Below are 25181 nucleotides of genomic sequence, written 5' to 3'. Positions count from 1 at the left end.
TGAGAACCGCCTTCCCCCGCTCCGTCTCGGCTTTGCCGAGCCACCTCTCCCCCCTCCGGAGGGAAAGGAAGGGAGCCAGTTGGGATGGGTTCGTGCCCTTCCTCTACCCCGTCGACCGGGGAGAGGTGGCTCGGCGCAGCCGAGACGGAGTGGGGGTCGACCTGCTTGGGAGACGAAACAAGGCATTCGATTGGGTGCACCGCAACATCCGCTTGGAGATCGGCTACCATCTGTGTCAGGGTCTAGCGTTCGTTTGAAACGCTGAATTCCGGGGTCCTATGGCAATTCTGGCAGCCGTCTACCATCTGACCCACTACAAATACGACCGGCCGGTGGTTCTCGGCCCTCAAATCATCAGGCTGCAGCCGGCGCCGCATTCCCGCACCAAGGTGCTCAGCCATTCGCTCAAGGTCGAGCCGGCGAACCATTTCGTCAATCTGCAGCAGGATCCCTACGGCAACTTCCTCGCCCGCTTCGTCTTCCCCGAGCCGGTGAGCGAGCTGAAGATCGAGGTCGATCTCGTCGCCGACATGACGGTCTACAATCCGTTCGATTTCTTTGTCGAGCCTTCGGCCGAGGCATTTCCGTTCGAGTATCCGGAAGAGATCAGGGACGACCTCGCCATCTACCGGACACCGGAGCCGGCGGGGCCGCTGCTCTCGGCCTTCCTGAAAACCGTCGATCGCGCTGCGCCCAATACGGTCAATTTCCTCGTCGACCTCAACGCCCGCCTGCAGCGCGAGATCGCCTATATCGTGCGCATGGAGACCGGCGTGTTCTCGCCGCAGGAAACGCTCGCCGCCGGCAGGGGCTCGTGCCGGGATTCCAGTTGGCTGCTGGTGCAGATACTCAGGAATTTGGGCATCGCCGCGCGCTTCGTCTCCGGTTATCTGATTCAGCTGAAGCCAGATCTTGTCGCACTCGACGGTCCGGCCGGGACCGCTGTCGACTTCACCGATCTGCACGCCTGGTGCGAGGTCTATCTTCCGGGCGCCGGCTGGATCGGCTTCGACCCGACCTCCGGCCTGCTGACCGGCGAAAGCCATGTGCCGCTGGCGGCAACACCGCATTTCCGCAACGCCGCCCCGATTTCGGGCATGGCGAGCTTCGCCAATGTCGAGTTCGGCTTCGACATGCGGGTCGACCGCATCGCCGAACATCCTCGCATCACCAAGCCGTTCTCGGACGAAAGCTGGCAGGCGCTCGACGCGCTAGGCAACCAGGTCGATGCGGCACTCGAGGCCGGGGATGTGCGGCTGACCATAGGCGGCGAGCCGACCTTCGTGTCGATCGACGATTTCGAGGCGGCCGAGTGGAACACCGCCGCCGTTGGACCAACCAAGCGTGAAAAGGCCGATGCGCTGATCCGGCGGCTGCGCGAACGTTTCGCGCCGGGTGGCTTCCTCCACTACGGCCAAGGCAAGTGGTATCCCGGCGAGAGCCTGCCGCGCTGGACCTTTTCGCTCTACTGGCGTGCCGATGGCCAACCGGTGTGGAGCGATCCGTCGCTGATCGCGCGCGAGAAGAGCGACGCCAAGGTCGGCCCGCGGCAGGCGGAAAGCCTGCTCACGGCAATCGCCGATGAACTCGGCATCGACAGGTCGATGGTCAGCGAGGCCTACGAGGATCCGGCCGAATGGCTGCTCAAGGAAGGCAAGCTGCCCGACAATGTCGATCCGTCCAACTCAAGGCTGGAAGATCCGGAGGAACGCAGCCGCATGGCGCGCGTGTTCGAGCGCGGGCTGACCAAGCCGTCGGGCTACGTGCTGCCGGTGCAGCGCTGGAACAGCCAGGCATCGGAACCGCGCTGGCGTTCGGAGAGATGGACAACGCGGCGCGGCCGCCTGTTCCTGGTGCCGGGCGATTCACCGGTCGGCTATCGCTTGCCGTTGGGCACACTGCCCTATGTGCCGCCAGCAGAGTTTCCCTACATCGTGCCCGTCGATCCGTCACTGCCGCGCGGGCCGCTGCCAGCGCGCGAGGCGATCCTGCCCGGTGAGGCTCCAGCCGAACGCGAAGGCGCCGACGAAATGGCGCGCCGCCAGCAGGCGGCGTCCTTCACCGCTGTAAGTGGCCAGCAGGACCGGGTTGAGCAGGAGATCACCGAGATCGGCGGCGCGGTGCGCACAGCGCTCTCGGTCGAGCCGCGCGACGGGCGCCTGTGCGTGTTCATGCCACCCGTCGAGGCGCTGGAAGACTATCTCGAACTGGTGGCGGCCGCCGAGAACGCGGCGAACGCGATCGGCTTACCCGTGCATATCGAGGGGTATGGCCCGCCGCATGATCCGCGCCTCAACGTCATTCGGGTTGCGCCCGACCCGGGAGTCATAGAGGTCAACATCCATCCGGCTTCCAACTGGCAGGATTGCGTAGCGACGACAACGGCGATCTACGAGGAAGCGCGGCAGACGCGGCTTGGCGCCGACAAGTTCATGATCGATGGCCGCCACACCGGCACTGGCGGTGGCAACCATGTCGTTGTCGGCGGCGCAACACCGAACGACAGCCCGTTCCTGCGCCGGCCAGACCTGTTGAAGAGCCTGATTCTGCAATGGCAGCGGCATCCTTCGCTGTCCTATCTGTTCTCGGGCCTGTTCATCGGGCCGACCAGCCAGGCGCCGCGCTTCGACGAAGCGCGCCATGACTCTCTGTACGAGCTCGAGATCGCGATGGCGCAGGTGCCGCATCCGGACCAGGGTGCCGCACCCTTGCCGTGGCTGGTCGACCGGTTGTTCCGCAATCTTTTGACCGATGTCACGGGGAATACGCACCGCTCGGAAATTTGCATCGACAAGCTGTTCTCGCCGGATGGACCGACCGGCCGGCTGGGGCTGGTGGAGTTCCGCGGCTTCGAGATGCCGCCCAATGCGCGCATGTCGCTGGCGCAGCAATTGCTGGTGCGCGCCATCATCGCCCGGGCCTGGAAGAACCCGCTCGACGGCCGTTTCGTGCGCTGGGGCACATCGCTGCATGACCGCTTCATGCTGCCGCACTATGTCTGGGCCGATTTCCTCGAGGTGCTCGACGACCTCAAGCTCGGTGGTTTCGAGTTCCGGTCTGAATGGTTCGACGCCCAGCTCGAATTCCGCTTCCCGTTCTGCGGCGAGGTCCGGCATGCGGGCATCAAGCTGGAACTGCGCCAGGCGCTGGAGCCTTGGCATGTCATGGGCGAACAGGGCGCGATCGGCGGCACCGTGCGCTTCGTCGATTCCTCGGTGGAAAGGCTGCAGGTCAAGACCGAAGGGCTGAACCCCGAGCGTCATGCGATCGTCTGCAACGGCCGCCTCGTGCCGATGAAGGTCACTGACAACAGGGAGGTCGCGGTGGCCGGTGTACGCTTCAAGGCCTGGCAGCCGGCTTCCGGCCTGCATCCGGCGCTGCCGGTCAACACGCCGCTGGTGTTCGACATTTACGACCGCTGGTCTGGCAGGGCGGTTGGCGGTTGCGTCTACCATGTCGCGCATCCGGGCGGGCGCAACTACGACACTTTCCCGGTCAACGGCAACGAGGCGGAGGCCCGGCGGCTCGCCCGCTTCGAACCGCGCGGCCACACGCCATCCGCCTATGTGCTGCGCGACGAACAACCGGCACAAGATTTCCCGATGACCCTTGACCTTCGGCGCCCGCCAAGACTGTGATCCGATATGGCAAAGGGGAATCACAAGAGGGTACGCGGCAAGCCGCAGACCCACAGCCTGCTGGAGCACTACCAGCCGATCGACGGCGTTGTCGACGAGATGGTCGACGCGTCAGGCAATCCCCGGCCGGCCTGGAAGGATTTCATCGAGGCGCTCGACGAACTGGGGCCTGAAAAGCTCGGTCAGCGCTTTGCCCGCGCCGACCAGTATCTGCGCGACGCCGGCGTCTACTACCGCGTCTACGACAAGGCAGGCGCCAATGAGCGCGAATGGCCGCTGGCGCATGTGCCGCTGCTCATCGAAGGTACCGAATGGGCCGCGATCAGCGCCGGCCTCGTCCAGCGCGCCGAGCTGTTCGAGGAAACCATCGCCGATATCTATGGCCGCAACCGGCTGATCGAAAAGGGCGTCCTGCCGGCAGGACTCATCGCCGCCAGCCCTGAATATTTACGACCGATGGCCGGCATCAGGCCGGCCGAGGGCCATTTCCTGCATTTCTGCGCCTTCGAGCTTGGCCGAGGGCCCGACGGCCGCTGGTGGGTGCTGGGTGACCGTACGCAGGCGCCGTCCGGCGCCGGCTTCGCGCTGGAGAACCGCGTCGCCACCACGCGTGCGCTGTCGGACATCTATGGCGAGATGCATGTGCACCGGCTGGCCGGCTTCTTCCGCCGCTTCCGCGACGCGCTGATCGGCATGGCAAGGGAAACCGAAGGCCGCGTCGCCATACTGACGCCGGGGCCGCTCAACGAGACCTATTACGAGCACGCCTACATCGCCCGCTATCTCGGCATCATGCTGCTGGAGGGCGAGGATCTGACCGTTTCCGGCGGCAGGCTTATGGTGCGGACCGTTTCCGGCCTGATGCCGATCAGCGTGCTGTGGCGGCGCCTCGACGCCGCCTTCGCCGATCCGCTCGAACTGCGCTCGGATTCGCAGATCGGCACGCCGGGGCTGGTCGAGGCGATCCGGCAGGGCTCCGTGTCCACCGTCAATGCGCTGGGGTCCGGCCTGATGGAAACGCGGGCGCTGCTCGCCTTCCTGCCCAAGATCGCGCGCGAGCTGCGCGCCGAGGAATTGTTGCTGCCGAGCGTCGCGACATGGTGGTGCGGGCAGGAGGTCGAGCGCGCCCATGTGCTTGCCAACATCGACCGTATGGTGATCGGGCCGGCGCTGTCGACCAGGCTCGCCTTCGAGGATGACGGCCAGACCAAGCTCGGCTCGGCACTGTCGGCCGGGGAGCGGGCGGAGTTGGTGGCGCGCATCGAGCGCGATGGCGACGCCTTCGTCGGCCAGGAAGCGGTGACGTTGTCGACGACGCCCGTCTATGTCGATGGCTGGCTGGAACCACGGCCAGCGAGCCTGCGCGTCTACCTGGCGCGCACGCCTGAGGGCTGGACGGTGATGCCGGGCGGGTTCGCCCGCGTCGGACTGTCACTCGACCCGACCGCGATCGCCATGCAGCGCGGCGGCCAGGCGGCTGACGTCTGGGTGGTCAGTGACAGGCCGGTGGAGCGCGAGACGCTGCTGCCGCAAGAGGGCGACAGCTTCAGCCGCACCAGGCCGGGCAGCCTGCCCAGCCGCGCGGCCGAAAACCTGACATGGCTCGGCCGCTACATCGAACGCTCGGAAGACACGGTGCGTATATTGCGCGCCTATCACGTGCGGCTGGCCGAAACGTCGGACCCGGACATGCCGCTGCTGGCCGACGTCAGGGACTATCTCGAACCGTTCGGCATCGATGTCGGCACGGCGATCCCGTTGGGGCTGATCGGTACGCTGGACAGCGCGGTTTACAGCGCGGGCCAGATCCGCGACCGTTTCTCGCACGACGGCTGGCTCGCGCTCAAGGACCTGTCGAAGACCATCCACCAGTTCGCCACGACGGTGGCGCCGGGGGATGACGCGACACGGGCAATGACCGTCATCCTGCGCAAGCTCGCCGGGTTTTCCGGCCTGCTGCATGAGAACATGTATCGTTTTGCCGGGTGGCGGTTCCTCGAGATCGGCCGGCGGCTGGAGCGCGGCATCCAGATCGCCCGCACGCTCGCGCGACTGACCGGCGCCAAGGCGCCGGAAGGGGCTCTGGACATGATGCTGGAGATCGGCGACAGCGTGATGACCCACCGCCGGCAATATCCGGTGCAGGCCGGCCGGCGCACGGTGATCGATCTTCTGGCGCTGGATCCGCTCAATCCGCGCTCCATCCTGTTCCAGCTCGAAAGGCTGAAAGCCGAGATCGGCCTCTTGCCGTCGATCGGCGGCGAGGGGCACATGTCGCCGGCGGCGAAGGAGATCCTGCAGCTCAATACGGCCATCGCCATCAAGGAGCCTTCGGACATGACTGCCGCCGCACTTGACGATCTCGCCAACGAGATAGGCGGTCTCTACAACAGCCTCGCCAAGGCCTATTTCGGCTAGGCAGGTTCCGCAAAGCCTCGCGCAGTCAGAAACCTGCTCCAGGACAAGAAAAATAGCGCATGCTTTACGACATCAGGCTTCATCTCCACTACGACTATGCAGCCGCGGCCGGCGGCGGCCGCCACCAGATCCGCGTCCTGCCGTCGACGATTTCCGGTGTGCAGCGCGTCATCGCGGCATCCCTGTCCTTTGCGCCGGCGCCCAACGAGCGTTCCGATTTTTCGGACTTTTTCGGCAACAACGTCACCTCGATCGCATTTCGCGATGCGCATGACGCGCTCGACATCAGGATGAGCGCGCGTGTGTCGGTGTCGCGGCCCGAGCCGGGGCTCGACGTGTCGCCGGATATCGGGCGGCTGAGGCAGGAACTGGCGGCGGTGCGGTCGCTGGCGCCGGATGCACCGCATCACTTTCTGTCCGCCAGCAGCCATGCCGGCATCGACGCGGCGATCACTTCATATGCGCACGATAGCGTCGGCAACTCGGCCGCCGGCACGGCCACGAACCTGTGCAACCGCATTCACCGCGATTTCACCTATGATGGCGAGGCGACCACGGTGCGGACCCGGGCCAGCGATGCTTTCAGGCTGAAGCGCGGTGTCTGCCAAGATTTTTCGCACATCATGATCGCCGGTTTGCGTGGACTGGGCATACCGGCCGGCTATGTCAGCGGCTTCCTGCGCACCATCCCGCCGAAGGGAAAGCCCCGGCTGGAAGGCGCCGACGCCATGCATGCCTGGGTCAAGGTCTGGTGCGGCCGCGATGCCGGCTGGCAGGAGTTCGACCCGACCAACGGCATGCGGGCCAGCAACGACCACATCACCGTCGGCTGCGGCCGCGACTATTCCGACGTCGCACCGATCGTCGGCGTGCTGAAGACCACCGGCGGGCAGGTCGGCGAGCAGGCCGTCGACGTCATCCCGGTCGCGCTCGAAAAGGCGTGAAAGCGGGCCTGTATATGCAAGGCGCCCCGTTGCTGCAATTCAAGGTGGACAAGGCGACTTCTCAAACATAGACAGGGCCGTTACTCTATGCTCGTTTTGAGGGGACAGTCATTGTATTGCTAAAGCGCGCAGGCGCGAGGTTCGTAATTGAGAGCAGTCAGCATCGTCATCCCTGCCCACAATGCGGCCGCAACTATCGCGACAACGCTGGCGTCGCTCAGCAGTGAGGCCGAAGTCATCGGCCAGATCCTGCTGGTCGACGATGCCTCGACGGACGACACGGCTGATGTGGCACGGCAGGCGGCGGCACAACTGTCTCTGCCGTTACGTGTGCTGCCGGCCGTTTGCCGCGACGCCGGCGCTGCGCGCAATGTCGCCCTGGCTCAGGCGCTCCATCCCTGGGTGTACCTGATCGACGCCGACGATCTGCATCTTCAGGGCGGATTGCGCGCGCTGCTGCGGCAGGCGGACAATCAGCCGAAAGCCGACATGGTGGTTGGCGCCTACCGGCGACGCGTGAACGGCCAGGATCGGCAGATCAAGGTGCCGAACGGCTACCAGGCCGCGTGCCTGACTAACGCTTCGGCCTATGTGAAGGGCGATATACGCGGTGGGCAGCGTGCTGGCATCCCGGCGCCTGATCGGGGAGACGCGGTTCCCGGTCGGGCTGGCCTATGACGAGGACACGCTGTTCTGGGCAAGGCTGATGAGCAAGGCATCGCTGGCCATGATTCCGCAACCCGTGATGGTTTACGAGGTTTCGCCGGCCCGTTCCGACGACCGCTTTACGATCAACCCGGCGCGGCGCTTCCTCGAGTGGCGCCGGGAATTGCGCACGCTCGCCGATTGCGACATCCCGATATCGGCACTCAAGACCAGGGAAGGGCTCGTCGCCCTCAAGATTGCCCGCGTCCACTATGCACGCGGCGACCTGAACACCGCCGCGCGCTTCCTGGCGGTGGCCGCCGCCGCACCAAAGCGGCGGTCGGAGGCTTGGCGCTGCCTGCGCTACAGGCTCAAGCTCGCTGCAAGGCGCCGCCTGTCGGCTCCGCAGATAGAACTGCAAGGCGCCCTTTAGGCAATATCCCATCATCGGCGGACGATATCGCGCAGCTCTCGGGCAGCAGTGGAACCAGCTGTCAACCAGCGGCTTATTTACGGATACCTCCGTGGAGCCCTCATGCTGCAAAGATCCGTATCGTCGCCCAGCCGGCCAGCTGACGGTGAGGCTGTCCCAAGGAAGAGTGGGCAAAGCTCGGCCGACCACACCGCGCTGACCTATGTCAGCGATGCCGAGCCCGGTATCCGCCGGCTGAGGGCAGGCAAGCGATTTTCCTACAAGGGACCGGACGGGCGACCGGTCTCGGATAGCACCAGGGCGCGTATCGAGGCGATCGCCATTCCGCCAGCCTGGACGGATGTCTGGATTTCGCCCGACGCCGATGGCCACATCCAGGCGACCGGTAGGGACCAGCGGGGACGCAAGCAATACCGCTACCATCCGCAATGGGCGCAAGAACGCGACAGCGCCAAATATTCGAGCCTCGTTGCCTTCGCCGAAAGCCTGCCGGACCTGCGGCGCACGATAGACAGCGACCTGCGCCGACACGGCCTGCCGTTCGAGCGTGTCGTCGCCGCGGTCGTCTGGCTGCTCGACAACACAATGATCCGTGTCGGCAATACCGCCTATGCACGCGACAACAAGAGCTTCGGCCTGACGACATTGCGCGACCGCCATGTCGACATCAGGGGATCGAGCTTGCGGTTCGCCTTCAAGGGCAAGTCCGGCAAGGAGTGGAGCCTAAAGCTGGTCGATCGGCGCATCGCCGGGATTGTGCGGGGCGCGCAGGACCTGCCGGGTCAGAAACTGTTCCAGTATCTCGACGAGCAGGACAACAGGCGCCCGGTCCGCTCCGAGGACGTCAACCGCTATATCAGGGACGCCGCCGGCGATGCGTTCAGCTCGAAGCATTTCCGCACCTGGGGCGGTACCATCCATGCCGCGTCGCTGTTTGCGCAAACGGAGCTGCCCGAAAGCCAGGCTCAGCAGAAGCGGGTGATGAACAGCGTCATCGACGAGGTGGCCAAGCGGCTGGGCAACACACGCGCCGTCTGCCGCAAATGCTATATCCACCCGCAGGTTTTCGAAGCCTGGTCGCAGGGGCGGCTGCTTGCCGAAATGACGGAGGCCAACAAGCGCAAGCGATCAATAGACGGTCTCGACGACGAGGAGGCGCTCGTGTTGAGATGGTTGAAAATCCACGAAGGTTGACTCGTGGCGGCTGGCGGAAGCGGCGTCGGGATTTTTTTATCGACGCCGTGTCGGGATCGGTCCTACTGTTTCGTCCTTTGATACAGAAAGGACCGACCATGCTCTACGCCATCCTCTGCTATGCCTCCGAAGACGTCGTCAGCTCCTGGAGCAAGGCGCAGGACGATGAAGTCATGGCCAATCTCCTCAACGTTCAGGAGAAATACGCCCAGGCTGGGCGGCTTGGCCCGGTGGCGCGTCTCTTGCCCACGACAGCGGCGACGACGCTGAGGAAAGTCAAGGGCGAGCCGGTCGTCATCGACGGGCCGTTCGCCGAGACCAAGGAACAATTCCTCGGCTTCTACACGCTCGAATGCGCAGACCTCGATGAGGCAGTCGAGTTCGCCCGCGAGCTTTCCGAGGTCAACCCGAGCGGCGGCTCTTACGAGATCCGGCCGGTCTCCATCTTCAATCCTGCCAGGATTCCCGCATGACCGAACTCGCCTGGATCAGCTCCGCCATCAGCGCCGCCCGCCCGCAGGCGATGGGCGCGCTGCTGCGCTATTTCCGCGATCTCGACACGGCGGAGGAAGCTTTCCAGGATGCGTGTCTCAGGGCGCTGAAGAACTGGCCTCAGAACGGGCCGCCACGCGATCCGGCGGCCTGGCTGATCTTCGTCGGCCGCAACAGCGGCATCGATGCGGTGCGCAAGCGCGCCAAGCAGGCGCCGATGCCGGAAGAAGATCAGATCTCCGATCTGGAAGATGCTGAAAGCGATATCGCCGAGCGGCTGGACGGCGCCCATTACCGCGACGACATCTTGCGGCTGCTGTTCATCTGCTGTCATCCTGATTTGCCTGCGACGCAGCAGATCGCAGTTGCGCTGCGCATTGTCTCCGGCCTCACCGTCAGGCAGATCGCCCGCGCCTTCCTGGTTGGCGAAAGCGCCATGGAGCAGCGCATCACACGCGCCAAGGCGCGCATCGCGGATGCCGGCGTGCCGTTCGAGACGCCAGGCGCGGTCGAGCGCTCGGAACGGCTCGCCGCTGTGGCGGCCATGGTCTACCTGATCTTCAACGAGGGATACTCGACCAACAGCGGCGAGGCACCCGCCCGTGCGCCGCTGTGCGAGGAGGCGATCCGGCTGGCCCGGCTGCTGCTCAGGCTGTTCCAGACCGAGCCGGAAATCATGGGGCTGACGGCGCTGCTTTTGCTGCAGCACGCGCGCGCACCGGCCCGTTTCGACGCAGAGGGCGAGATCGTGCTGCTCGAGGATCAGGACCGTAGCCTTTGGAGGCGCAAGATGGTCGACGAGGGACTGGCTCTGATCGATAAGGCGTTGCGCCATCGCAAGCCCGGCCCCTACCAGGTGCAGGCGGCCATCGCCGCCCTGCATGCCCGGGCTGACAAGGCCGAGGACACAGACTGGGTGGAGATCGACCTGCTTTATGGCCTGCTCGAGCAGATGCAGCCGTCGCCGGTGATCACGCTCAACCGCGCGGTGGCGGTCTCCAAGGTGCGCGGGCCTGAAGCGGCGCTTGCCATGATCGAACCGCTGGAGTCGAGGCTTTCCGGCTATTTCCACTTCTTTGGCCTCAAGGGTGGGCTGTTGATGCAACTCGACCGGGGTGAGGAGGCGCGTATCGCCTTTGACCGCGCCATCGCGCTTGCCAACACGGCGGCGGAAGCGGCCCATATCCGCATGCATATCGACCGGCTGATGAAGGATGGCGCCGTGCGGACGCTGGCGAAAAAGGCCAACTGACCACCATCGCCTGGCTGGCTCAATCGTGCAGCTTGGGCTTGGACCATGCCGGGGTGGCGATTTTCCCCTGAAACAGGTAATGGCACGCCATGACAGCACCTCCTGTGCCTGACGGCACCGGGAAGGCATGGCGGCAGGCCGTGGCCGACGCCATATGAGCGATGGGATCTGAAAGGAATAAATATGATCATAGCGAAGGAAACGGCCGAACTGCTGGCAAAACTGGGCGTGGCCAAGGACGCGCTTGCGGGCGGCGACCTCATCGTGCGCAGTCCGGTGACTGGTGAGCAGATCGCGGCGCTGACGACGATCTCGCCGGCCGACGCAGCCAAGACCATCGGTGCCGCGCACAAGGCATTCCAGTCCTGGCGGCTGGTGCCAGGCCCGAAGCGCGGCGAACTGGTGCGTCTGCTCGGCGAAGAATTGCGCGCTCACAAAGCCGAGCTTGGCCGGCTGGTATCGATCGAGGTCGGCAAGATCCCCTCCGAAGGGCTGGGCGAAGTGCAGGAGATGATCGACATCTGCGATTTCGCCGTCGGTCTGTCCCGGCAATTGTATGGCCTGACCATCGCCACCGAGCGTCCGGGCCACCGCATGATGGAAACCTGGCATCCGCTCGGCGTGGTCGGCGTCATCTCGGCCTTCAACTTCCCGGTCGCGGTGTGGTCGTGGAACGCCGCCCTTGCCCTGGTCTGCGGCGACGCGGTGGTGTGGAAGCCGTCGGAAAAGACGCCGCTGACAGCACTTGCCTGCGAGGCGATCTTCAAGCGTGCCGCCAAGCGGTTCGGCACCGACGCGCCGGAAGGGCTGGCGCCGGTGCTGATCGGCGGCCGCGCAGTTGGCGAAATCCTGGTCGACCATCCCAAGGTGCCGCTGGTTTCGGCCACCGGCTCGACCGGTATGGGCAGGGATGTCGGGCCGCGCCTGGCCAAGCGCTTCGCGCGCGCCGTGCTGGAACTCGGCGGCAACAATGCCGGCATCGTCTGCCCGACCGCCGACCTCGACATGGCGCTGCGCGCCATTGCGTTTGGCGCCATGGGCACGGCCGGGCAGCGCTGCACGACGCTGCGGCGCCTGTTCGTGCATGACAGCGTCTACGATGCCCTGGTTCCGCGCTTGAAGAAGGCCTATCAGAGCGTTTCGGTCGGTAATCCGCTGGAGACCTCGTCGCTGGTCGGTCCGCTGATCGACAAGGCCGCCTTCGACGCCATGCAGAAGGCGCTGCAGGAAGCCACCGCCCATGGCGGCAAGGTGACCGGCGGCACGCGGGTCGAGAACGGCCACCCGGATGCCTATTATGTGCATCCGGCGCTGGTCGAGATGCCGAAGCAGGTTTCGCCGGTGACCGAAGAGACCTTCGCGCCGATCCTCTATGTGATGAAATACTCGGATTTCGACGCTGTGCTCGACGAACACAATGCGGTCGGCGCCGGCCTGTCGTCGTCGATCTTCACCCGCGACCTGCAGGAATCCGAGCGTTTCCTCGGCGTCGACGGATCGGACTGCGGCATCGCCAATGTCAACATCGGCACTTCGGGAGCCGAGATCGGCGGTGCTTTCGGCGGCGAAAAGGAAACCGGCGGCGGCCGCGAGAGCGGCTCCGATGCATGGAAGGCCTATATGCGGCGCGCCACCAACACGGTGAACTATTCCAAGGCCCTGCCGCTTGCCCAGGGTGTCTCGTTCGACATCGATTGAGAGCGCCGGGGCTTAGCCAAAGCCAGTGTCGTTCAGGCTCGGCGAGCATCAATCGACACAGGTGGAAGGCGTACACGCCACTGTAACGCTGGACAGCTTCTGACGTTTGTCCAGCGTCGGCTTTGCCACGCTGGCCGAGCCAGCCAACACTGCCGAGATCCCCGGCATCGCGCAGCTTGCGTGCCAGCTTCAGCCGTCATGCGAAATCACCGATCGAGGCGATGCCGGTCGGGATTCGGTCGAGGCCGGCATGCTCGGGGTCGACGCCCGATATCAGCCAAAGCAGGCTTCGAAGGCGCTGTCGACGACGGCAAGCTTGGCCGCCTGGACGGTCATGTATTCCTCATAGAACCGGTGCGATACCCACATCACTGAATGGCCGCGCTGACCAAGCCAGCCAATACTGCCGAGTTCCTCGGCCATGCGCAGTTTGCGGCCGAGATGGGTCCGCGACAATTTAAGCCATTTGGCGAAGTCGCCGATCGAAACCACACTGGTTGGAATCCGGTCGAGGCCAGCATGATCGGGATCGATGCCCGACATCAGCCAGTCCATGACGATGCCGCCATTGTTGAGCCAGATGAACAGGGAAAAGGTCTGGTTGGGCTCGCGCACCGGCTTTGAAGCGAGCAGGCCGTCGGCGACCAGGGGCTGCAGCGTGGCAAGCATGTCGGGCCGCTCCAGGTATCTGGCCAACCGGCCGCCGCCGTCGATATGGTCAAGCGTGCGCAGATGGGCGATGACCCAGCCGGTGAACCTCTCAATGGTGGCCGCCGTCGGTTGCAGCGGGTGGGTGCGGCCGTCCCCGCCCGCCACATACTCGGCGATGTTGTAGTGCAGCATCTCCTTGATGAAAGCGTCGGCCGTATTGCGGCTGGCCACCGCGTTGCGGTGCACGACCTCGATGAAACGCGATACCGTCAGTTCCTTGCGGCGGTCGTTCGGGTCGCGCCTGAAATGCATGGCAAGGCCGACATGACCCATCAGCCAGCGCTGCTGCGTGGCAAAGATGGAAGCCAGTCGGGGGCTTTCCTCATAGATGCGGATCAGGGACTGCGACTGTTCCTGAACGTAGCGGTGCAAGGCCGGATGAGCGGCTATGTCTTCCAGATGCAGGGCTATTCTCCCGATGCTTTGAACCACCTCGGATGGCGAGGTTGCGTTCCCTATTTTTCAGCCTTCAACATTTGTGTCCAGACATAGCAAAAGCGGCGTACAGGGCCAGTCAAGCACATAAGGCCTATCCCGACTGATACGGGATAGGCCTTATGTGATCTTCGAGATGAGTTCCTAAGCGGTCAGCCGCAGACGCGAACGTCTTCGATCACCTTGTGATGGTGGCGCCAGTGCACGACCGTTTCGATATGGCAGCGGTGGCGCCGATGATAGCGGCGATAATCGCCATTGCCATAGTCGTCATATTGCACATTCTCGTCGCCATACTGATTATAGTGCCGGTGATGGTGGCGGCGAATGACGATTCCGCTATCGGATTGGTCATCCGAATATTGGTTGTCGTCGTCGGATTGGATAACCAGACTTGCGGCTTGCGTCGGCGCGATGACTGCGGCTGTTGCGGCCAAAGTCAGCACGGAAGCCAAAATGAATTTTTTCATGTTTCGTCCTCCTGCGGTTCTAAGCCATATCAACTCGTGGAAAGACTTAGCGTTCCAATACCAATCGGTAAGCTACTCGTCGCCGCGGACGCCAAGCCGGTCGGAGCGGCCGGGACTGTGGCCTTACAGCCGAACAAAGGCCGTCAACGGCAGGTGATCGGAAGCCACGCGCGAAAGCGGCGTGTCATGCGCTTCCACAGCCGAGATCATGCCGTGCCGGTTACCCATGATGCGATCGAGTGCCAAGAGCGGCAGGTTCGACGGGAAGGTGGGAACGGCCGGCGGCAGCGGTCCAAAGGTCAAGTGCAGCGTGTTCAGCGCGGAGCGGTTGCCGAGCCGCCATTCGTTCAGGTCGCCGAGCAGCAGCGTCGGCGTTTCGTCGGGGCTGTTCATGATATCCAGCACGACCTGGGCCTGCTGCGAACGTGAGCGGCGCAGCAGGCCGAGATGGGCGGCGATGACGCGCAATGTCCGGTTTCCGTCGAGATCGATCTCGGCCACCACCGCGCCGCGCGGCTCCAGGCCCGGAAGCCTGATCTGATGCACGTCGCGAACGACGCCCTTCTTGAAAAGCAGGACGTTGCCATGCCAGCCATGGCCTTTGCCATTGGCTGCGATCGGCACCGGCACCAGGCCTGTTTCCCGTTCGAGGTGGGGCAGGTCGAGGAGTCCGTCACGGTCGCCGAAACGGTTGTCCGCCTCCTGCAGCGCAATGACGTCGGGGTCGATTTCGCGAATGACGCGGCTGGTGCGGTCGGGATCGAACCTGCGGTCGACGCCGATGCATTTGTGGACGTTGTAGGAAGCGACCAGCGTCCCGGTGGCGCCGGCCTTTTTGGGCGACGCGGCATTGGCCTTGCGCATCCGCCGGTCACGGATGGACAAAAGCATGCTCGCCGGCAGGCTGCGCCCGTTCATCCGCATGGCATGCCTGTCCCTGCTTTTCTCACCATGCACCTCAAATAGAGTCTTCCGGCCGATGTTCCATGGGTGCACGCTATCCGCCAAACACGTCGTTTTGTTAAAGATAGGGTGAACCGAGCCACAATATACGATCGAAGAGGCGGATGATGAACGGGCGGGCCTGCAACGCTTCCAGCGTCACGGGTGTGGCCGTTTCGATCGCTGCTTCAATGCGAGCCTCGATCTCCTCGGCAAAGCCGGCATCGAGAACCTCGAGATCGATCTCGAAATTCAGCCGCAACGAGCGGGCGTCCAGGTTGGACGACCCGACATAGGCCCACAGCCCGTCGATCGAAAGCAGCTTGGAATGATCGAACGGCCCTGCGGTACGCCAGATCCGGCAATAATTCTTGAGCATCTGGTCGAATTGCGCGGTCATGGCGCGATCGACGAGGAAGAGATTGTTCTTCGCCGGCACCACGATGTCGATCTCGACTCCGCGCCTGGCAGCGGTGATCAGCGCACTGATCAACTCGCGGTCCGGCAGGAAATAGGGCGACATGATGCGGATCGACTTGCGGGCGATGGAGAAGGCGCCGATCAGCAATTTGTGGTTGGTTTCGTTGCTTGCATCGGGCCCCGAGGCGACCGCACGCACCATCATCGACTGGCCGGCGGTGGACGAAAATGGTGTGATCCGCCAGGCATCGCCCTTCAGCCTCTCATTGCCGGCGAAACGCCAATCCTCGGCAGCGACCGAGAACAGGTCGGTCACAACAGGCCCGCTGACCTGAAAATGCGTGTCCCTGGCGCTGGCAAGGCCGGCGAACTCGGCCGAGAATCCCTTGCGTATGTTCATGCCGCCGGTAAAGGCGATCGCGCCGTCGATGACCAGGATCTTCCTGTGGGTCCTCAGATTGGCGTAGGGCAGGCGCAGGCCCATGACGATGTTGCCGTTGAAGAGATCGGCGGTGATGTTGGCGCGGCGCAGATGGCCAAGGATACTGGGCACGGAATAACGGGCGCCGACGGCATCGATCAGCACGCGGACGGTGACGCCGCGCTTCACGGCTTGTGCCAGCGACTCGACGAAGAGCAGGCCGACGGCGTCATTGTCGAAGATATAGGTTTCCAGAAGGATGCTGTGCCTGGCCCTGTCTATGGCCAGACACATCGCCGCATAGGCCTCGTCGCCGGTTCTAAGCAGGGTGATCGTGTTGCCGGAGGTGAGCGCGCGCCGTGCCACCCGGTCGCCCAGCGTCTTCAGGCCGGTGAAGCGCTGGCCATATTGCTTGCCGATCAACTCCTCGACGGCGGCGTCGCGAACGGAAGCGTCACCGGCAAGTGGCCGCTGCGCGCTGATCGAGGCGCGGCGAATGCGGTTTATGCCGGCCACGGCATAGATCAGCACACCGATGATCGGCGACAGCAGCATGACGCCGACCCAGCCGGTGGCGGCACGAACGTCCTCCTTGGTCATGACGGCGTGGGCAATGCCGACGGTCGCCATGATCACCGAGATGATCGCCAGGATTCGGGGCCAGTGAGTCGCCAGGGTCTCGAACATTTTGCGGACTATCCAGCGGGTGGTCGCAGAAGGCAATGCAGTCGCTTATGCCTGGGCTTTTGCCGGATGACGGTCGCGACGCTCAGCCGAAGAATTCCGTTTCCTGAGACAGATTGAGCGAATCAAGCGCCGATAGAACTCCATCCAGGAGAGCGGAGCGTGACCTCAAGCATATGGCCGACGGATCGACGACCAAGACCAATAAAATAACGCTGCAAGGCGGCGACCCGAATGCGCCTGTCGTTATCTCCAATGTCGGCCCAGGCGTTACCGGCACCGACGCGGTCAACGTCAACCAGTTGAACCTGAACCTGGCCCAATCCAGGAGCTACACCGACCAGGTGGCGGTCACGACCCTGCCGCAGGCTAAAAACTATACCGACCAGAAGTTCAGCCAGCTCAATTCCGACATAAGCGGCATCAGGGACGAAGCACGGCAGGCGGCGGCAATCGGCCTCGCTGCGCTACGACGATCATCCCGGCAAGCTGAGCGTGGCGGCGGGCGGCGGCTTCTGGCGGGATTCGAGCGCCTTCGCCTTCGGCGCGGGCTACACCAGCGAGGATGGCCGCATCCGCGCCAATGTGTCGGGCACGGCCGCCGGTGGAAACGTCGGCGTCGGCGCCGGCCTGAGCTTCACGCTGAACTGAAGAGGGATTTGAGGCGGGAATGGACAGGCGAACAGGCCATGCCGGCCTAGATGCAATTGCCGTGGCCGTGCTGACCTGCCTGGCGCTTGCCGGCGGGCTGGCGCCGGTTGCAGATGGCTCCGCCCTTCAGGATCAAGCCTTCGGATGTGGTCGTGCCTCCCGACGTGAAGCTCGGGCAATACCAGCGCACCATCCGTCCCTTCGAGAACTGGACGCTGATCTGCGACGAGAACCTGAAGGCCCGCAAGAAGGTGTGCAATGTCTCGCAGGTGATCGAGGACGGAGCCGGCAAGATGGCCTTCAGCTGGTCGCTTGCCGCCACCCAGGACGGCAAGCCGTACATGATCGTGCGCACCGCGCCGAACGCCAGGAGCGACGGCCCGGTGTCGCTGAAGTTCGATGGCAAACAGCCGATCGACGTGCATCTCGACGGCTGCAACGAAATGGTCTGTGTCGGCATGCTGCCGGTGGGGCCGCTGATGCGCCAGCAGATAGCGCAGAAGGCAACGCCGGCGATCTCCTATGCAACCGTCGACGGCCAGACCATCACCGTGACCGCAATGCTCAAAGGGCTGTCGGAAGCCCTTGCGCCAATCAAGTAACGAGGCATCGCCATGAGCCAGCAACAGGATCCGTTCATATCCGCGACACCCGGCAGTCCGAATGTCGAGGCGGATCGGCGAAGGGTGGTCGAGCCCGTGCGCGCGCTGCGGCGGTGGCCGCGCGTCATTGGCGCGAGGCGGCCTTCGATGGCGGACCAGAGCCGCTCGCTGGCCTTCCGCATAGGCGCGGGCACAAGACTCGAGTCCGAAAACCAGGATGTAACTTTTCCCGCCGCGTACAAGGCGGACAAATCATTCGCCCATGTTTCCGGTAACTTCGACGGAGCGGGGACCGAGATTGACGGCATTTTCAGAAGTCAAAGCGTCCTGCCAGGGTTGGGCGAAACCTCGACGCACCCCCAGGCGTCGGTTTGCGATGCAAATTGCGCAAAAGCCGGTTCGTCATTCACTTCATCGGGTAGTTGCCACGTCCATTCTGTGCCGCAGCCGGGGACGCTCTGTCGTCGGGCCCGGCGCCTGCTGATACCTGGCGAAGAGTTTGAGCTTGTCGGGATAGGTGATCCGGATCCGGCGTCGACAACCCTCGCACTCATACCACGAAACACTCTGAAACCAGCTACCGTGCTTTACGAATGCGAAACCGCATTCGGGACATTGGAATGTCATTTTGCAGGTCAACAATGCTGCGGAGAGCGGCATCCAAGTTCTCACACAATGTTAAAGATTTTTGTGGATCTGGTCCGCCGCCTCGCCGGGCGGCGGGCCAAATGCTGCGATCGCCCCTACTGGATGACCTTGACGATCTTGCGGGTGCCCGGATCCACGACAACCGTCCGATTGTCGATCACGGTGTAGCGATATTTGACATTGGGAACTTCGTGGAGTTCGACGGTATCGGGCAAAGCCGTGCCGACGTTGAGTTCCACACCGGGAACCTTCACTGAAGCCAGCGGCTGCTTCTTCACGTATTCCTTGATGACTGTTTCCTGCTCGGGCTGGATAACGACGTCCTCCGCCGCGGCTGCGCCAATACCCGCAAGCAACAGAGCCGCAGCGGCGGCGGCAAGATGCATTCTCATGAGTTCCTCCTTCGCAAAAATAAGCGCGGTACGACTTCCATTGCCGCGCCCGGACCGAACTTGGCCCGAGGTCAAACGTTCCCGAATTAGGGCTTCGGTCGGGCGGACACCGGACTTAGGTCCAATCGCGAAACGCAAAAGTCCTGCCAAACCCCTTACCGGGAACAGCCGCGTTTTGCGGTCGTTGTTCGCTGCAAGTTTGTGGAGGAAGGTGATGGATAGGAGTGTCGGACAAGCGCGCTGGTTGCTCGCACCAATATTCGCGGTGGCCATCACCTTCTTGGTGGTTGGCATTGCCCTCAGTTGACCCTCCAGGAGAATCGACCACGAAGGTTTTGCAGATTGGCGCAGCTAACGTCCCTTCCTGCGCCGATAGGGTTCGCACGCCGCTCCGATGCGGCGGCGAGCGAACCCTCAATTCCCCGGGCGTCCGGCACCGAAATGTGAGGTTTGGCCTAATGTTCAGAGACAAGGAAACCCGTTTTCTGGAGGCAGCACTGTTCATGGCGGTGCCGTTATCGATCTTGGTGGCCGTGTTGCTCGTAAGCCTTACGGCAGGCTGAAAATGGATGAGCGCTCACTCACACGAGCGAGCGGAGATTGCTCTTTCTGGGTTAATGCATGTCGCCCAAAAGTGACCTCGGTTCTGGGCGAACGACGTGCGTAAAAACAATGACCTAAAGCGTCGCATGAATCCGTTTCGACGCGACGCGCTTTAGTCGAGCTTCTTGATGCGCCCTTTGTCGAGACGGAACACCCCATCGGTGCCGCCTTGCAGCTCGAAATCGGTTTGCAACTCATCCCATGTGCCGAGATATTTGCCGCAATCGGCGCAAGTGATCGGCGTCAACGGCTGGGCGTCGCTGGGAATCCGCAACCGGATAGTGCCGCAAAAGGGGCACTCCAAAAGGTGGTTCAGATATTCGCTGGCCATGGCTACTTTCAGAGCGTCCCGATGAGACTATCGGGCGGGCGAGATGCAAACACAAGGGCGTCGTGTGGCCTATCGTCGGCGGGCGCCCTGGCAATCAATCAAACCATTCATGCCGTTGTCGGCGAGGTATTTTCAGGCGCCTTGGCATCTTTGGATCACGGGCACGGCAGCGGCAACTGGCTGCGCCGGCGGGCGGAGTCATTGAGGTCGACCAACGGTCATAAGCTCCCCAAAGCATCCCTTTGCATGCGCTTCTGGCGCTTTTCGATCGCATAGGAAGTCCAGCGGCAACACATGCCAGCTATCGAGGTTACGGCACCACCAAACAGGCATGCGGCAAGCATCGGATCTTGCGAGGCACTTTTCCAGCTGACCACCGCCAGCAATATGACGCTTATGGTTGAAATCCCGTAGCCGGCGCCTTTCAGCGCATGCGGTGAAATCTTAGCCATCAAACTCTCCCTTTTCGCTGCAATGTTGAACATTCGCTTCCAAAGCTGGTTCCATTTGTCGGCTGGCAAAACGGGAACCTTTTGCTTCGTCGCGCGTGCTACTGCGATGGCGCTTTCGGATGTATGGCTATGACAAACTTCTTGAAACTACCGACGAAGTCCCGGAACCTGTTTCGCGTCGTGATCGAAACGCCAAGGGGAGCAGCGGCAAAGCTCGCCTACGAGCCGAAGATGGGTGTCTTTCAATATTCAAGGCCGCTGCCGGTCGGCAACACATACCCGTATGATTGGGGTTTCGTACCCTCCACCCTCGGCGATGACGGTGATCCGCTTGACGGCATGGTGATCCACCAGGCGGCGACGGCCCCAGGCGTGGTCATTCAATGCGACCTGCTCGGTGCGCTACGGGTGCAGCAGAAGGATCCGCACGGAACCGTGCTCAGGAACGATCGCTATATTTTCTGCCCGCGCAGGGAGGACGCCCTTGACGAGCCCACCGCCGCCGACCACGTGCCGCAGGATTTGCGCAAGGAGATAGAGCAGTTCTTCTTGTCGTCCGTGCTGGGCACGGGCAAGATAGTCAAGCTGAAGGGCTGGCAGGACGCCGGCGAGGCGGCCAAATCACTCATCAAGGGTGCCAAGGCCTTTCAGCGAAAACAAAAGGTGTTGAAGTGATCCCTGGGTCTATGACGCGTCGGTCATTCCGAGGTGTTTTTGCCGGCTCGGATACGGCACAATTCAAGCGTTCAGTCCCGTGATCTTCCGTCTCATTGCAATGGCAGGGCTTGACGTGGGATAATCCGACAGTCAGCTGCCGAATAGCCGCCGATGGGGTGCGAATATGTCCACCGATCCGGATACGGTCCCTCGCAATTTCAGGCTGGTGGATGTTGAATCGGGTGCCGACTACACCGATGAAGGCATCGCGATAATCGTCGTTGACAATCGAGGAGAGCGCCTGTGCCTTCACCTAAATGTAGCAACGGGGGAGTTGCTTTGCGAGCGAATAGCTGACGCTCTTGAAGTCAGATACGGTACCTGACGTTACAGCGAATAACTTCCAGATCCCGTGCCCCTGCTGTTGTCGCCCAGCGGTTCGAAAGAACCAGGCCAGCTAGGAGCACGGATATGCCGAGACTGCGAAAGGCGTCCCTGCGGCGGCGGCGCCGGCACTTGGTCTTATCGCCCGCATATCCAGCGGGAAATCGAGAAGGCGACAGCGCTGAAGACGACCGCAAGGCAAGGCCTGGCAGGAGTGAGTTGCATCAGACGCACCGATCTGTTGAGATGCTGGTCAACCTTTCCATTCCACGACCCCAATTTAGCGGATCTTCCCGAAAGCGTTGATACGCGGGGTCCGATAGCGAGGAGGGCTGAGCGATGTCGCAAGAATTTCTCGATCACCGGCTGGAGTGCCCTTATTGCCTCACCATCCGGCTGAGAATACCGCGTGATGCGCGACCCGAGACACGGATCCTGTGTGCCGACTGTGGGGAGCACCTTGGCACCTGGGATGAATTGCAGACCGATTTTGAGAAACAAGGCGGCAATGCCGGAGTATTCCGCCTCGAGAAGGGCCGCATCAAGCGCCTCGATTAGGCGCCGGCACGCTGGATTCCACTGGAGATTGAAATTGGCGATTCCGCGAGCGATGAGGCTGATCAAGGGCCACGGATTAGCGCTCAGGGTCCCGAATCTTCTCGGCTTTGTTAGCTCGGGCGATGAGAGCCGACGCCTCGTCGGTGGTGATCCCACACTTTCGAGCAAAAAATGTGGCTTCGACGATGAGCTCGGGCGAAGGCAGGGATAGAACCCTGATTCGCTTTGATTTGCGCTTTGCCATCTGCGCTTCCTCGCACTCTTCTCCCCAAATCCGCGGTCAATGATCAACAATATTCAACGTAAGGTTTACTTGGGCGGCTCAGTCTTCTGGGGAGCTAGCAACCTCGAGGTCGAATAGACGCGCAACGGCGTCGCTGGGCGAGCGCGAGGACTAGTCCCCTCCTGGCCCGTGTCCTGTGCCGGGGCCGCGGTGCCCCGAAGCAGGCGAGGCGGCCGCGTGAGAACGACCGCCCCAATTATCAGGCGTGGTTGCGCCTTTCGTTCTTGACGGGCAGCGGCACCCACTCGTCGGCCACCAAGCCTTTTTTCTCGGCAAACGCCACGAAAACGCCGCGCGCCGTCTCCGCATCGATATCACCGGTTAGTGCCGCCTTGCAGGCTCGAATTGCAGCTCTCTGTTCAGGACTGTTGCCGCAATAGTCCATGGCGAACTGGTAGGCATCGACAACGGTGTTGAGTTGACGAGGAAAGCCGAGACCAACCCATACACGGATTGGCTTTTTGAAAGGCTTCGAAAGCATCATAACCTCCCATCAGCACTGCTAAGCCGCCACGCCGCCTTGGCTGGCCTTGCCGGTCATCCACGCCAGAGGCGCGCTGACCTCTTCGATAACTTTGGCCGACTTGGCAAAACCCGCGAAAGCGTTGCGCGCGGCAGACAGCGGATAGTCCCGATCAAACGCTCGCTGGCAGGCGCGAAGCGCTGTGTCGTAAATCGGGCCGCGTCTATTCTTCGGCCACTCGTACATAAATTCCAGGGCGTCTTCGAGGCACGCAATCTCTTGAATGGTGTTTTCCCCGCCCTTCACGAATACGGGGCTATCGAACATCCGATCGTTCATCAGATCCTCCAAGTTGAACGAGTTTTGAGTTTTTCGGGTTGGTGCAGGCCGGGCTGGCTCGCACCGCAGAACGATATGTGTTCGAGCTTTTCAGGTGTCAAGACAGCCGGACATCTGGCAGGACTGATGAAGGGGGCGGGACACGCGGACTTCTCAGACGGCTCCGATGCGCGGCTGTTGTTGCCGCTCGTTTCAGCGGAGCAAGGCTCGAACAGCTAACCGCAGAGTTCGGCCGACGGACAAGCTCGAATTGCCATTTGGATGCGAAACATTTGTTCAAGGTTTCCGCCGATCTCGAGAGGCTTCCTGGATTTGGGTCATTACCTTTCGCGGATCGACGTTCTCGGCCAGTTGCGGCAGCTCCTCGTCGGCCGGCGTCGCGACGTTCAAGCGCGCCGTCAAAGCAGCCACCATTTCAATCAGCCGCGTGGTTTCATGCTCGTTTAGAAGGCTGATCTGCAAATCCAGTTCGGCTCGGCGTTCGCTCTGTTCAGTCATCCTGTTCTGATTGATCAGCACGAAAGTGGACAGGAAAATCGCCTCGACTGACGCGACCATGGCCAGGATCACGAAAGTCGGGTCCCAGGCCGGGATGCCTGGGATTGCTCCCACGTTCGCGAGGATCCAGCCAACCAGCGCCGCAAGATGCAAATACACAAAGGTCATGCTTCCCGCGAAACGCGAAATGGCGCCAGCAATCCGCATCTGGATTCCGCGATGCTCCTCCTGTTGCTGCCTGTGGTCGACCAAGGCCTGTATGTTCTGATGAAGGATCGGCTGCATGTCGGCAAAGTGTCGAGCGGTCATGGTGCCACCCCCGGCGACGTTGCTCGCCCCCCGCTTGATACGTCCGGCGCTAGCTTAGGTTCCATCGACGGTTCCCATCAGTTCCCAAGGTTCGGACCATCTGGACGGCACCGCGCCCGATGCTGTCGGCCCAGGTCCGATCGGCAATACCCGCCGAACTGCCTGATCTCGTCGCCTACTCAAGCCTCGCAGGAGGGACCTGGTCGCGACCAGGAATGCATTTGCGCAATCCTGTCGACCATGGCGAGGACTGACTGCGGCGCACTTTGATGAACCATGTGGCCGGCGCCCGGAACGATATCGAGGAGAGAGCCGCCGATCTCCGCGTGCAGTTGTCGCGCATTTCGTTCCGCATCGAACAGCCGGTCAGCCGCGCCCGCCACGATCCCGGTGGGAACGGCAATGTCCTCGTAGGCGGCTTTCGCAAACAGGGCCGCGGCCAACATGAAAGCCGTCTCCGAACAGACTGCGCGTAGCTGTGAAGGGCGGCTGGCGACTTCTTTGGCGAGTGCGGCAAACTCGCTGGCGACCACCGCCGGGAGGAAGATCTCCTTCATCGCCCAAGGCCAGGCCGATCTCACAAGCAATGGCAGCAGGGTGTGCCGAAACGCGGTGCCGACCAACGGTAGGGCCGGGAGTGCAGCCAGTGCAAGATCCAGCCGTGGCTGCGGGTAGTAGTAGCCGGACACCAGAATGATACCGGCGACCGATGCGGAATGCCTGCGCGCCAGTTCGATTGCGATCCATGCTCCCCAGGAATGCCCGATCACCAGATATTCCTCGATGCCAAGCTTGGCGGCGGCGGCATGTATGAGGTCGGCCTGATCGCAAGCCGACCAGCGCCGGCCCCGCGATCGTGAGCTTCTGCCAAACCCCGGACGATCGAATGCCAGCACCCGGTAGGTCCTTGCCGCCTGCTCGAAGATGCCGCTCGACGTGAAATCCTCCGCTATCGACCCGTTGCCATGCAGCAGAAGCAACGGCACGCCAGTGCCGGCTTCCAAAAAATGCAGGCGTGCACCATCGATCTCCACCACATGTCCGTGGGCTCGGCTGGCAAGCGCCCGATTGGCGCGGGCATGATTATATCCAGCCAGCGCCGCGAATGCCGCGGCCACCAGCACTGGCGCGAGTTTCGGTCGATCTCTGCCCGAAAGCATCCCTGTGACTGAACCCGTTTCGCGAGGAACCCTCATGGTAACGTTCGACTGTGC

General features: G+C 62.7%; 23 protein-coding genes and 2 pseudogenes. 13 read left to right on the top strand and 12 right to left on the bottom strand.

The window, feature by feature from the left end:
* Positions 1-278: 278 nt before the first annotated feature.
* The 9 genes from FJW03_RS18425 (at position 279) to FJW03_RS18385 (ending at position 12714) form a co-directional block, all read left to right on the top strand.
* Positions 279-3638 carry a DUF2126 domain-containing protein gene (locus FJW03_RS18425; protein ID WP_140759572.1) on the top strand — a complete coding sequence of 1120 codons (3360 nt, stop codon included), beginning with the start codon at positions 279-281 and terminating at the stop codon, positions 3636-3638.
* Between the two features lie 6 nt (positions 3639-3644).
* A complete protein-coding gene (locus FJW03_RS18420) occupies positions 3645-6056 on the top strand; it encodes a circularly permuted type 2 ATP-grasp protein (RefSeq protein ID WP_140759575.1) in 2412 nt (803 codons plus the stop codon).
* Positions 6057-6115: 59 nt separating this feature from the next.
* Complete coding sequence (locus FJW03_RS18415) at positions 6116-7000, top strand: transglutaminase family protein (protein WP_140759578.1); 885 nt, start codon at positions 6116-6118, stop codon at positions 6998-7000.
* A 147-nt stretch (positions 7001-7147) separates the two neighbouring features.
* Positions 7148-7678 (top strand): glycosyltransferase family A protein, encoded by a 531-nt coding sequence (locus FJW03_RS18410; protein WP_226890401.1) that lies wholly within the window; start codon positions 7148-7150, stop codon positions 7676-7678.
* The gene (locus tag FJW03_RS18405; RefSeq protein ID WP_226890400.1) at positions 7620-8078 is read left to right on the top strand and encodes a hypothetical protein; all 459 of its coding nucleotides are present in this window, start codon (positions 7620-7622) and stop codon (positions 8076-8078) included. Before FJW03_RS18410 ends, FJW03_RS18405 begins: the two co-directional genes overlap by 59 nt.
* Positions 8079-8180: 102 nt before the next feature.
* Positions 8181-9272 (top strand): DNA topoisomerase IB, encoded by a 1092-nt coding sequence (locus tag FJW03_RS18400; RefSeq protein WP_140759581.1) that lies wholly within the window; start codon positions 8181-8183, stop codon positions 9270-9272.
* 98 nt (positions 9273-9370) lie between these two features.
* Positions 9371-9745: a YciI family protein gene (locus FJW03_RS18395; RefSeq protein WP_140607173.1), complete on the top strand. Its 375-nt coding sequence runs from the start codon at positions 9371-9373 to the stop codon at positions 9743-9745.
* Positions 9742-11016 carry an RNA polymerase sigma factor gene (locus FJW03_RS18390; RefSeq protein WP_140759584.1) on the top strand — a complete coding sequence of 425 codons (1275 nt, stop codon included), beginning with the start codon at positions 9742-9744 and terminating at the stop codon, positions 11014-11016. The genes FJW03_RS18395 and FJW03_RS18390 overlap by 4 nt, the downstream gene beginning before the upstream one ends.
* A gap of 183 nt (positions 11017-11199) precedes the next feature.
* Positions 11200-12714: an aldehyde dehydrogenase family protein gene (locus FJW03_RS18385; RefSeq protein WP_140759587.1), complete on the top strand. Its 1515-nt coding sequence runs from the start codon at positions 11200-11202 to the stop codon at positions 12712-12714.
* A 273-nt stretch (positions 12715-12987) separates the two neighbouring features.
* On the opposite strand, the gene FJW03_RS18380 is transcribed toward FJW03_RS18385, so the two are convergent.
* The 4 genes from FJW03_RS18380 to FJW03_RS18365 all read right to left on the bottom strand — a co-directional run bounded on the left by FJW03_RS18380 (position 12988) and on the right by FJW03_RS18365 (position 16800).
* Complete coding sequence (locus FJW03_RS18380; RefSeq protein ID WP_140759590.1) at positions 12988-13884, bottom strand: hypothetical protein; 897 nt, start codon at positions 13882-13884, stop codon at positions 12988-12990.
* Positions 13885-14012: 128 nt separating this feature from the next.
* Entirely contained in the window at positions 14013-14330 is a 318-nt protein-coding gene (locus tag FJW03_RS18375) for a hypothetical protein (protein WP_140607169.1), read from the bottom strand.
* Between the two features lie 123 nt (positions 14331-14453).
* Positions 14454-15254: an endonuclease/exonuclease/phosphatase family protein gene (locus FJW03_RS18370; RefSeq protein ID WP_140607168.1), complete on the bottom strand. Its 801-nt coding sequence runs from the start codon at positions 15252-15254 to the stop codon at positions 14454-14456.
* Positions 15255-15351: 97 nt separating this feature from the next.
* Positions 15352-16800 carry a phospholipase D-like domain-containing protein gene (locus tag FJW03_RS18365; protein WP_140607167.1) on the bottom strand — a complete coding sequence of 483 codons (1449 nt, stop codon included), beginning with the start codon at positions 16798-16800 and terminating at the stop codon, positions 15352-15354.
* A gap of 179 nt (positions 16801-16979) precedes the next feature.
* Here FJW03_RS18365 and FJW03_RS18360 point away from each other — a divergent pair.
* Together FJW03_RS18360 and FJW03_RS18355 are read left to right on the top strand one after the other, a co-directional pair.
* Positions 16980-17448: pseudogene (locus tag FJW03_RS18360) on the top strand (YadA-like family protein); the annotation flags it as partial.
* Positions 17449-17467: 19 nt separating this feature from the next.
* Positions 17468-18050 (top strand): annotated as a pseudogene (locus FJW03_RS18355) (invasion associated locus B family protein).
* 743 nt (positions 18051-18793) lie between these two features.
* Here the strand turns inward: FJW03_RS18355 and FJW03_RS18350 are convergent.
* The 3 genes from FJW03_RS18350 to FJW03_RS18340 all read right to left on the bottom strand — a co-directional run bounded on the left by FJW03_RS18350 (position 18794) and on the right by FJW03_RS18340 (position 20476).
* On the bottom strand, positions 18794-19090 hold the full coding sequence (locus FJW03_RS18350; RefSeq protein ID WP_140607164.1) for a DUF1236 domain-containing protein: 297 nt from the start codon (positions 19088-19090) through the stop codon (positions 18794-18796).
* A gap of 715 nt (positions 19091-19805) precedes the next feature.
* Positions 19806-20024 (bottom strand): hypothetical protein, encoded by a 219-nt coding sequence (locus FJW03_RS18345; RefSeq protein ID WP_140607163.1) that lies wholly within the window; start codon positions 20022-20024, stop codon positions 19806-19808.
* Between the two features lie 218 nt (positions 20025-20242).
* Positions 20243-20476, bottom strand: a complete 234-nt coding sequence (locus tag FJW03_RS18340) for a hypothetical protein (RefSeq protein ID WP_140690254.1) — start codon at positions 20474-20476, stop codon at positions 20243-20245.
* 129 nt (positions 20477-20605) lie between these two features.
* On the opposite strand from FJW03_RS18340, the gene FJW03_RS18335 reads away from it, so the two are divergent.
* Both FJW03_RS18335 and FJW03_RS18330 read left to right on the top strand, forming a co-directional pair.
* Complete coding sequence (locus FJW03_RS18335; RefSeq protein WP_140690624.1) at positions 20606-21151, top strand: inorganic diphosphatase; 546 nt, start codon at positions 20606-20608, stop codon at positions 21149-21151.
* Positions 21152-21856: 705 nt separating this feature from the next.
* Complete coding sequence (locus FJW03_RS18330; RefSeq protein WP_140607161.1) at positions 21857-22075, top strand: hypothetical protein; 219 nt, start codon at positions 21857-21859, stop codon at positions 22073-22075.
* Between the two features lie 76 nt (positions 22076-22151).
* On the opposite strand, the gene FJW03_RS18325 is transcribed toward FJW03_RS18330, so the two are convergent.
* The 5 genes from FJW03_RS18325 to FJW03_RS18305 form a co-directional block, all read right to left on the bottom strand.
* Positions 22152-22319, bottom strand: coding sequence for a hypothetical protein (locus FJW03_RS18325; RefSeq protein WP_181173095.1), 168 nt, complete (start codon positions 22317-22319; stop codon positions 22152-22154).
* 238 nt (positions 22320-22557) lie between these two features.
* Entirely contained in the window at positions 22558-22839 is a 282-nt protein-coding gene (locus FJW03_RS18320) for a DUF982 domain-containing protein (protein WP_140759941.1), read from the bottom strand.
* Positions 22840-22860: 21 nt separating this feature from the next.
* Positions 22861-23160, bottom strand: a complete 300-nt coding sequence (locus FJW03_RS18315; RefSeq protein WP_140759599.1) for a DUF982 domain-containing protein — start codon at positions 23158-23160, stop codon at positions 22861-22863.
* Between the two features lie 276 nt (positions 23161-23436).
* Positions 23437-23967: a DUF1003 domain-containing protein gene (locus FJW03_RS18310; protein ID WP_140759602.1), complete on the bottom strand. Its 531-nt coding sequence runs from the start codon at positions 23965-23967 to the stop codon at positions 23437-23439.
* Between the two features lie 179 nt (positions 23968-24146).
* The gene (locus tag FJW03_RS18305) at positions 24147-25091 is read right to left on the bottom strand and encodes an alpha/beta fold hydrolase (RefSeq protein ID WP_226890399.1); all 945 of its coding nucleotides are present in this window, start codon (positions 25089-25091) and stop codon (positions 24147-24149) included.
* Positions 25092-25181: the final 90 nt, after the last annotated feature.

It is taken from the genome of Mesorhizobium sp. B4-1-4 (assembly GCF_006439395.2).
Taxonomy (GTDB): Bacteria; Pseudomonadota; Alphaproteobacteria; order Rhizobiales; family Rhizobiaceae; genus Mesorhizobium.
The sequence above is the reverse complement of the archived record's forward strand: the minus strand, read 5'-3'. Positions and strand labels throughout refer to the sequence as shown.

Excerpts from the sequence above, each read along its gene's own strand:
- FJW03_RS18345 (WP_140607163.1), bottom strand. The coding sequence starts at position 20,024 with ATGGCCAGCGAATATCTGAACCACCTTTTGGAGTGCCCCTTTTGCGGC.
- FJW03_RS18310 (WP_140759602.1), bottom strand. The coding sequence starts at position 23,967 with ATGACCGCTCGACACTTTGCCGACATGCAGCCGATCCTTCATCAGAAC.
- FJW03_RS18395 (WP_140607173.1), top strand. The coding sequence starts at position 9,371 with ATGCTCTACGCCATCCTCTGCTATGCCTCCGAAGACGTCGTCAGCTCC.
- FJW03_RS18370 (WP_140607168.1), bottom strand. The coding sequence starts at position 15,254 with ATGCGGATGAACGGGCGCAGCCTGCCGGCGAGCATGCTTTTGTCCATC.
- FJW03_RS18390 (WP_140759584.1), top strand. The coding sequence starts at position 9,742 with ATGACCGAACTCGCCTGGATCAGCTCCGCCATCAGCGCCGCCCGCCCG.
- FJW03_RS18375 (WP_140607169.1), bottom strand. The coding sequence starts at position 14,330 with ATGAAAAAATTCATTTTGGCTTCCGTGCTGACTTTGGCCGCAACAGCC.
- FJW03_RS18420 (WP_140759575.1), top strand. The coding sequence starts at position 3,645 with ATGGCAAAGGGGAATCACAAGAGGGTACGCGGCAAGCCGCAGACCCAC.
- FJW03_RS18400 (WP_140759581.1), top strand. The coding sequence starts at position 8,181 with ATGCTGCAAAGATCCGTATCGTCGCCCAGCCGGCCAGCTGACGGTGAG.
- FJW03_RS18350 (WP_140607164.1), bottom strand. The coding sequence starts at position 19,090 with ATGAGAATGCATCTTGCCGCCGCCGCTGCGGCTCTGTTGCTTGCGGGT.
- FJW03_RS18335 (WP_140690624.1), top strand. The coding sequence starts at position 20,606 with ATGACAAACTTCTTGAAACTACCGACGAAGTCCCGGAACCTGTTTCGC.
- FJW03_RS18340 (WP_140690254.1), bottom strand. The coding sequence starts at position 20,476 with ATGGCTAAGATTTCACCGCATGCGCTGAAAGGCGCCGGCTACGGGATT.
- FJW03_RS18415 (WP_140759578.1), top strand. The coding sequence starts at position 6,116 with ATGCTTTACGACATCAGGCTTCATCTCCACTACGACTATGCAGCCGCG.
- FJW03_RS18315 (WP_140759599.1), bottom strand. The coding sequence starts at position 23,160 with ATGAACGATCGGATGTTCGATAGCCCCGTATTCGTGAAGGGCGGGGAA.
- FJW03_RS18365 (WP_140607167.1), bottom strand. The coding sequence starts at position 16,800 with ATGTTCGAGACCCTGGCGACTCACTGGCCCCGAATCCTGGCGATCATC.
- FJW03_RS18425 (WP_140759572.1), top strand. The coding sequence starts at position 279 with ATGGCAATTCTGGCAGCCGTCTACCATCTGACCCACTACAAATACGAC.
- FJW03_RS18330 (WP_140607161.1), top strand. The coding sequence starts at position 21,857 with ATGTCGCAAGAATTTCTCGATCACCGGCTGGAGTGCCCTTATTGCCTC.
- FJW03_RS18320 (WP_140759941.1), bottom strand. The coding sequence starts at position 22,839 with ATGCTTTCGAAGCCTTTCAAAAAGCCAATCCGTGTATGGGTTGGTCTC.
- FJW03_RS18385 (WP_140759587.1), top strand. The coding sequence starts at position 11,200 with ATGATCATAGCGAAGGAAACGGCCGAACTGCTGGCAAAACTGGGCGTG.
- FJW03_RS18325 (WP_181173095.1), bottom strand. The coding sequence starts at position 22,319 with ATGGCAAAGCGCAAATCAAAGCGAATCAGGGTTCTATCCCTGCCTTCG.